Genomic DNA, 7,808 nt, shown 5'->3' on the forward strand with positions numbered 1-7,808 from the left:
GCACAATTTGTTGAAAATAATATAATCAAAATTACCAAGGAAATAATACTGCTTATTTTTTTCATAACTTTATGATTTGTTTTCTTATTAAATTATTATTATTAACTACTCTACACAAATATACACCTACAGCTAACATTGATACATCAATAGAAAATAATCCGTTGCTGTTTATACTTTTTGAAAACACTTTATTCCCAATAGTATTATATAACTCAAATATTGTTTCCTCATTTTCATTAAATCCTTTAATTTCTAAATTAATAGTAGTAGTAAATGGATTAGGATAAATATTAATATCTGAATCCCAATCATTATTTTTTAAGCTGATATTTTTGTTGTCAACAAAATTGGAGAGTGTAGAGCAATATTCTCCTCTTGTCGGATTGCAAGCAACAAGTCTTTTAGCCTCTATCTGGTAATATACATCACCTTGTGGTGGATCCGTATCCGTGTAAGTGGAATTAGTATAAGGCAATGAATCTATTTGGCTCATGCTGTCAGGGTCGGTTCCTCTATAAATCCTATATGTATTATACCAAAAACCATAATAATGATTCCATGATAGATTAATGTTGTTTCCCATTCCGCCATTTATTGATAAGTGAAGTGTGATATGAAAACCACTTAAAGATGATTCATTATCGCAAGAATCAATAACTGAAATTTTATATCTGTAAAAGCGTTTTTCAGGTTCTGAAGTTGTATCTGTAAAAGTACTCATGCTATTAAATGCTACTGTTCCTATATGTCCAAAGCTGTCAGCTTGATAACTTTCACGGTAAATTTTAAATTCTTTGGTTCTTTTACCTGAGGTTTTTTCCCATACGATTTTATTATACCCTTCATCATCAAGGGTAACAAGGCATATTTCTTCATTACTAAAAGGTTCTTTTGCAGTAACCCAAATTGTATCAGAGTATTTATAACATTTACTATTTGTATCTGTAATAATATAAGTATAAAAATCTGTTGTTTTTATTGTATTTATCGAATCAATATTCCAAAAGTAATAGTTTTGAAACCAATATATATGATAGTCATTACAATTGGCATTTTCAAGTTCAATACTAAGCACAACACTATCTCCAAGGCAAAATACGGTATCATCTTCAATAATTAATTCATCATTGGGCAAATAGTAATAATCAACCGTAATTGTATCATAAGCTATACAACCGTATTGGTCGGTAACTTCAACATAAAATATACCTGAATCCACTTTTATTGTCTCGCTATCTGCTCCGGTACTCCAAGAATAATTTTCAAAGCCTGAACCTGCATCTAACAAAAGACTGTCTCCTGCACAAATGGTAGTATCGTTACCAAGTTCAACAGATAACGAACTACAATCGTGTTCCCTTACAATAATATCATCCATATATATTCCTGTCACGGGATAATACGTTGGACCGCTTGCATACCATCCTATATAATAATTGTCGGGATAACTTACTTTAAATGTTAAAATAGTGTCGCTCCAATAGTAAGCATACCATTCAATATCATTTAAAATATAAATTGTATCATTCATGCTATTTGAATTAGTATCATTGCCAATACATATCATTAAATCTTGGTTGTCAACCTCAGGATAACGCATATTGTACCAAAATTTGATGTCATAAAATTTCCCTGTATCAAATTCAAAACATTTTGAAAATAACCAGTCTTCATTGTATTGTCTTATTATAATCATATAATCACCAGTGTAAGCATTTGGTATAGTACTTCTTTCCCAAGTTGTATCATTACCGTTTGTATCATCAATTTTCCATAAATTAAAATCAGCCATTTCATTATTTTCAAAGCCCATTGTATCCGCCCCAGTTGAGAGGTCATAACATTGTGCTTGTAATAATGTGTTCACGAATAAAAGTGTAACGGTTAATACCAAAATTATCAGATTTTTCATAATATTATTTTTAAAATTTATTTGAATTTAATTTTTCATTTATCAATTTATTTCCAATTTTCAAAGCATCAATTTCTTTGTTAAGTTCTAAAATATACAAAGTAAGTTCCTCAACTTTTTGAAGAAGTATTTCATTCATTTCTCCTACACTAACACCGTTTTTATTTACTTCCTCAGTAGTTGGTACATCCGGTAAATGCTTATATTTATTAATAAATATTTCTAACTTATCCAAAGGAATTAAATAATAGTTATCATTAAAAACATAATCTTTCCAATTATTTTCTGTGATAATTAATGACTTTGATACAATTTTGCCGTTTACAGCCAAACGATAATCTTCATGTTCACCTTTTGTAATCTCTGTTCCTACTTGATCTTCGGTAGTTGTTGGAATTAAAACATTTCCGTGCCAGAACCCACTTTGGGCAGTACATTTATTAATATTAAGAAACAATATTAATGGAATATTTAATAACACAATCATAATAATTGAATGAATTTTTATACTATGTAAGTATCTGTGTAACTGACTACTACAAACAGGGGGGGGGTAATTTATTTTTCATATTTCTGTTTTATTAATTTAATAAATCTTATTTTTTATTTAAAATTGTAACTAATTCTTATAAAAATATGCATCACAAACGTAATACAAAATTTTGCAAAATCCAAATTTTTTATTAAAAATAATGAATATCAGGTCGTAATCTCTTATAAACATAAATATTCTGTATTTTTCAATTAAAGGTTGAGTTCAGTCCGAAAAGTAATTCTATCCACAAAAGCTCAAAGAATTAACAAAGTTTATTATATTAATTGTGTATCTTGGTGTCTTATACTAAACCGCTATTAAGATGCTGATTAAGAAAATAAATTATTTTTGTTTTGTTTTTCTTCACAAAATTCTTGCATAACTTGTTCCGCACTTGTTTCGGAAGCTGTGGCTACGGAATAATTTTTTGAATAAAAACAGGGCGAAAAGAAATGTTTTATTTTCAGTATCTTGATGGCGGTTTAGTATTAGTAACTTCGTGGCAATTTTTCTTTTTTTTTGACTTTTCGGAGTGAACTCATAACATCAAAAGGATAAATAATATTGTCTGACAATTTAATTGTTAGTAAAATACCAAGTAGTTCTTTTGTTTTTAAGTTAAAGAAAATATAACTTTGCAAAAAAAATTTATAATGATAAAGATATACAACAATATTTTCAAATATTTGATTGCAATCTTTATTGTTTTGTTTTTATCTACTACCTTTTCTTATTCACAATCATCTGTTCACGGTGTAGTGTCAGATGTGTTAACTGAAAATTTATTAAGTAATGTAAAAGTATCTTTGCTAAATAAAAATTCTTTTACAAAAAGTAATGATGAAGGATATTTTTATCTGCCGTATTTCACTTTTGAATCTGATAGTTCAAACTCTTTAAAAGGTGTTTTTATGAGTCGGGAGAATTATTTGTCTTGGCATTTTAACACATCTTTTAATTTCATGATAATCAATGTAAGCGGGCAAGTAATGTATCAACAAAACAATGTTACTCAAGAAGGTGAATTATCAATTGTTAATTTACCTAAAGGCATCTATTATATTAAGCTCATATCACCTCTTGGTAACAATACTTATACATTTATATCTTACGCAAATAATCAAAATATTTCTATACATAAAAAGGATGACAAGAACTTCTTTTTTCCCCTTGGTTTCGATACCCTTTTTTTTTCAAAAGAGGATTATTACAACATTAAGGTTCCTTTACAAACACCCATTTCATCGGTCAATAGCACTCAAAATATCAAGATGTTACGTAAACATTATAAAGACCTTTACTATTTTAATATTCTTCATAGCAAGCCTGCCTTTGATATGATAAGTAGCACTCCTCCCAAAACACATTTAGGCGGTGTAGAATCAGTAAAAATATTTGTAAATAGTAATGACGATTTGGTCTATTACATGAACACAAAAATTTATAAATCTCACTATAATTTTGCTACGCAACAACTGAATTATTCAGATAATAAAAATACCTTCAATTTCTACCAATATCAAAATACCTCCCAACGCTATCTTTTTCCAATTACAATTAATTATTTTAGAGAATTAGATATTTACACTTTTGAGTTTTTTTCCGGTGATGGTGCAGATTGCTCTGATGTAGCCTTTTGTTATGAAAAAATTATTAATTCATCGTATTTAAAAGGGAAACTTTATTTTTATTCAACTAATAATTCATGGGTAAATTGCAACAATATTCCCACAATTACAGCTAATGAATTATTTAAAGGACAGAATTATCAGGCTTTAAATTTAGCAGAAAATTATGGGTATTTACAAAAAATTGATATTAAGGAAATAGGGAATACTAACCTTCAAAGACATGATATTTTGTTAACCAATGGTATTCCAATTGATATTTCGGTTATTGCCGGAATTATTACAACCCAATTCCAACCACCATTAAGTCATATCAATGTTTTAAGCCATAACAGAGGAACACCCAACATGGCAATAAAAAATGGATTTACTAATCCTTTATTTGATAGCTTGCTTAACAAGCTTATCTATTTTCAAGTTTTAAACGATTCTTTTATTCTAAGATGTGCTACTTTAGCTGAAGCTAATGCTTTTTGGAATGCAAACGAACCTACAGACTCAGTTTTTTTAGACAAGGATGTTTCAAACTATGGTTTAATTGATTTGAACAAAAGTTCTATTAATGATGTTAATAAAATCGGAGGAAAGGCTGCCAATTTTGCAGAACTTTTAAATGCATTTAAAGACACAATTTATAATGCAACTGTACCTGAAGGATATTTTGCCATTCCCTTTTATTTTTACGAAAATCATCTTATCAGCAATGGACTTGATAGCTATATTTCAAATATGCTAAATAATTCTAACTTTATGAATAATAGTGCTATCCGTAAAAGTATGTTAAAAAAATTACAAGACAGCATAATCAGTTTACCTATTAATCAAGATTTGCTTGATAGTGTTTTACTGCATTTACATCAAGATAATCGTTTTACTTCATATAGATTTAGGTCATCAACCAACGCTGAAGACCTTGAAGGATTCAACGGAGCAGGTTTATATAGTTCTTACACAGGCAAATTAAACAATCCAACAGAATCTGTTGAAAAAGCTATCAAAAAAGTATGGGCAAGTTTATGGAATTTTACAGCCTTTGAAGAGCGTGAATACTTTAAAATCAATCATCAATCATGTGCTATGGGAATATTGGTGCATCGTTCTTTTCCTGATGAAGATGCCAATGGTGTTGTAATTACCAAAAATCCTTATAACTCAAATCATGCTTACATTGTTAATGTGCAGTTTGGTGAAATAAGTATCGTAAATCCAGAACCGGGAATTATCAACGACCAAGTGGTAATTTATACTTTTTCATTTTCAGGAAAAGAACCTTACACTCTTGAATACAACAGTTACTCTAATGTGCATGCTTATGACAACAAACATGTAATGGAAGATAAAGAGTTATATCAATTAGGCGATTATCTTGGGATAATAAAATCTTATTTTTTTGATAATGTTTACAATTGTACTTGCCCTTACAAAGATTTCGGTCTTGATATAGAATTTAAACTTGACTCCGAAATTTCTACACGAAAATTGTATATTAAGCAAGTAAGACCTTATTAATATAGTATTTTATTCATCCTTGTAATAAACATATCTTTGAAGTAAATAATATCAACCCGAGAATGATGAAAAGCAAAAAAAGCCTGATTTCTAAAAACCTTAATTTATTAATTGTATTTGCCGTTGCTGTAATTGTACGATTCATCTATTTTGCATTCGAAAAAGATAGTCCTCTTTTTCTTTACACAATAATTGATGAAAATGAATTTATAAAAATTGCTAATCATATTTCAGAAAATGGACTCTTTTACCCTTATCATTTCTGGCATCCACCTTTGTACAGCTATTTTGTAGGATTCTTTAAAATCATTGGGTTTGCTTTAAAAGGAATTATTACAATTCAGTTTATTATAGGTATTGCAGGCACTGTGCTTTTATATTTATCCTTAGAAAAAATCAACAAAACCGCTGCTATAATTACCGCTCTAATATGGGCAATTTATCCTGTTGAACTTTTTATTGAAAGCAAATTTCTCTCTGAAAGTATTTTTGTTTTTCTCACAATTTCACTTGCATTTGTTTTTCAGCGAATGAAAGAATCTTACATTAAAATAATTGTATTAGCTCTATTAACAGGACTGCTGATTGTTACAAAAAGTCAGTTTTTATTGTTTTTTCTATTTTGGGTTTTTTATCTCATTTTCAAACAAAAACAATCGCTTAAAAATATTCTTACTTATGTGCTAATTTCTTTAATCTTTCCGCTTACAGTTTCTTTTCACAACTTAGATAAAACAGGGAAATTTATTTTTGTTTCCAGCAATGGAGCGGTAAATTTTTATCTCGGAAACTCATCAGACATTAAAGAAACATTAAATATCAGACCAAGAGAATGGAAAGCTTTTTTTTCTTCATTGTATGATGAAGCTGAAATTAAATTTGTAAAAACTGATACAACCGACATTAACAAAACATATCCTTACAAACTATCAGGATTTTTAGTAAAAAAAACATTGAATGAAAATAAAAACCTATCCGTTCCTCTAAAAAATATTGTACAAAAAACTCTTATCTCCGTTCATTCGTATGAAACACCAAGAGATTTTGATATTTACGAATATGGAAGATGGAATAAATACATTGCTTTTTTCATGCATAAAAACCCATTCTGCATTCCCTTAATATTTTTCATGTATTCCGCATTAATATTATTGTTTGTAAAAAGAAAATCAGTCTTTTCAAATGAAAAGTTATTAATTCCTGCTGTTTTGATTATCGTAAATATTCTACCTTCAATAATTTTTTTCAATGCATTTAGATACAGATTGCCTGCAATACCTTTTATTATTTTCTTCTCAATTTTATTTTATCTTGAGTTTTATAAGCATTTGAAATATCAGTTAATAAATTTGGGTTTAATGATAATTTTGGGAACAACACTTACAAGTGGATTATTATTTCAAAAAATCCCATTAAGTGAAACTTATGACCATTATGCAGACGGATTTTTCGATAAAGAAAAATTAAGACAGGCAGATCGTTTTTATGAAATGTCAATCCAAGCAGTTGAAGAAATAAAAGAGGATAAAACAGCTTTACATAATCCATATTTTCAAAAAGGAATTATGGCAGACAAAAGTGGAGATTTTGAAGGTGCAATAAAAGAGTATAACAAAACCATAGAAGCAAAACCTACTATTGAAGCATACATAAATAGAGCAACAGCAAGGTACAAAGAAGGTGATTTTAAGGGAGCCGTAGCCGATTATAATTTAGCAATAAAACTGAATAGCGATGATGTCGAAAAAGTAGCTTCGGCTTGGTATAGCAAAGGGCTTACACGAATTAAGTTAAATGACTTTGAAGCTGCGATGAAAGATTTTGATAAATCAATTGAATTAAATCCGAATTTTTCCAAAGCTTATGCAAACAGAGGAATACTAAGAGGAAAAGTAAGAAATATTGCAGGAGCTTTGTCCGATTTTGATAAAGCAATTGAACTTGACCCTACCTATGCAAAAGTATATAACGATAGAGGAATAGCACGAATTACATCAGGAAATAATGCAGGAGCAATGCATGATTTTACAAAAGCAATAGAACTAATTCCTCAATATTCACAAGCATATTACATGAGAGGAATACTAAATTTTCAATTGGGAAATAAAGAAAATGCTTGTGAAGATTTAAAAAAGTCAGCAGAATTAGGCTTTAGCCAAGCTCAACTGGATTATGAAAAGTTTTGCGGGGAAATAACTGCTAAACCTTAAGGGCGGTTTTT

General features: G+C 29.0%; 4 protein-coding genes. 2 read left to right on the forward strand and 2 right to left on the reverse strand.

The genetic code is table 11. The features are described 5' to 3' along the window. Positions 1-61: 61 nt before the first annotated feature. Entirely contained in the window at positions 62-1,915 is a 1,854-nt protein-coding gene (locus U9R42_13620) for a T9SS type A sorting domain-containing protein (protein ID MEA3497060.1), read from the reverse strand. A gap of 10 nt (positions 1,916-1,925) precedes the next feature. After that, on the reverse strand, positions 1,926-2,402 hold the full coding sequence (locus U9R42_13625) for a hypothetical protein (protein MEA3497061.1): 477 nt from the start codon (positions 2,400-2,402) through the stop codon (positions 1,926-1,928). A gap of 701 nt (positions 2,403-3,103) precedes the next feature. Here U9R42_13625 and U9R42_13630 point away from each other — a divergent pair. Further along, positions 3,104-5,587 carry a PEP/pyruvate-binding domain-containing protein gene (locus tag U9R42_13630; GenBank protein MEA3497062.1) on the forward strand — a complete coding sequence of 828 codons (2,484 nt, stop codon included), beginning with the start codon at positions 3,104-3,106 and terminating at the stop codon, positions 5,585-5,587. Positions 5,588-5,649: 62 nt separating this feature from the next. Next, positions 5,650-7,797 (forward strand): tetratricopeptide repeat protein, encoded by a 2,148-nt coding sequence (locus U9R42_13635; protein MEA3497063.1) that lies wholly within the window; start codon positions 5,650-5,652, stop codon positions 7,795-7,797. Positions 7,798-7,808 lie beyond the last annotated feature (11 nt).

It is taken from the genome of Bacteroidota bacterium (genome assembly GCA_034723125.1).
GTDB lineage: Bacteria > Bacteroidota > Bacteroidia > CAILMK01 > JAAYUY01 > JAYEOP01.

Coding starts and splice junctions, on each gene's coding strand:
- U9R42_13620 (MEA3497060.1), bottom strand. CDS start 1,915: ATGAAAAATCTGATAATTTTGGTATTAACCGTTACACTTTTATTCGTG.
- U9R42_13625 (MEA3497061.1), bottom strand. CDS start 2,402: ATGATTGTGTTATTAAATATTCCATTAATATTGTTTCTTAATATTAAT.
- U9R42_13630 (MEA3497062.1), top strand. CDS start 3,104: ATGATAAAGATATACAACAATATTTTCAAATATTTGATTGCAATCTTT.
- U9R42_13635 (MEA3497063.1), top strand. CDS start 5,650: ATGATGAAAAGCAAAAAAAGCCTGATTTCTAAAAACCTTAATTTATTA.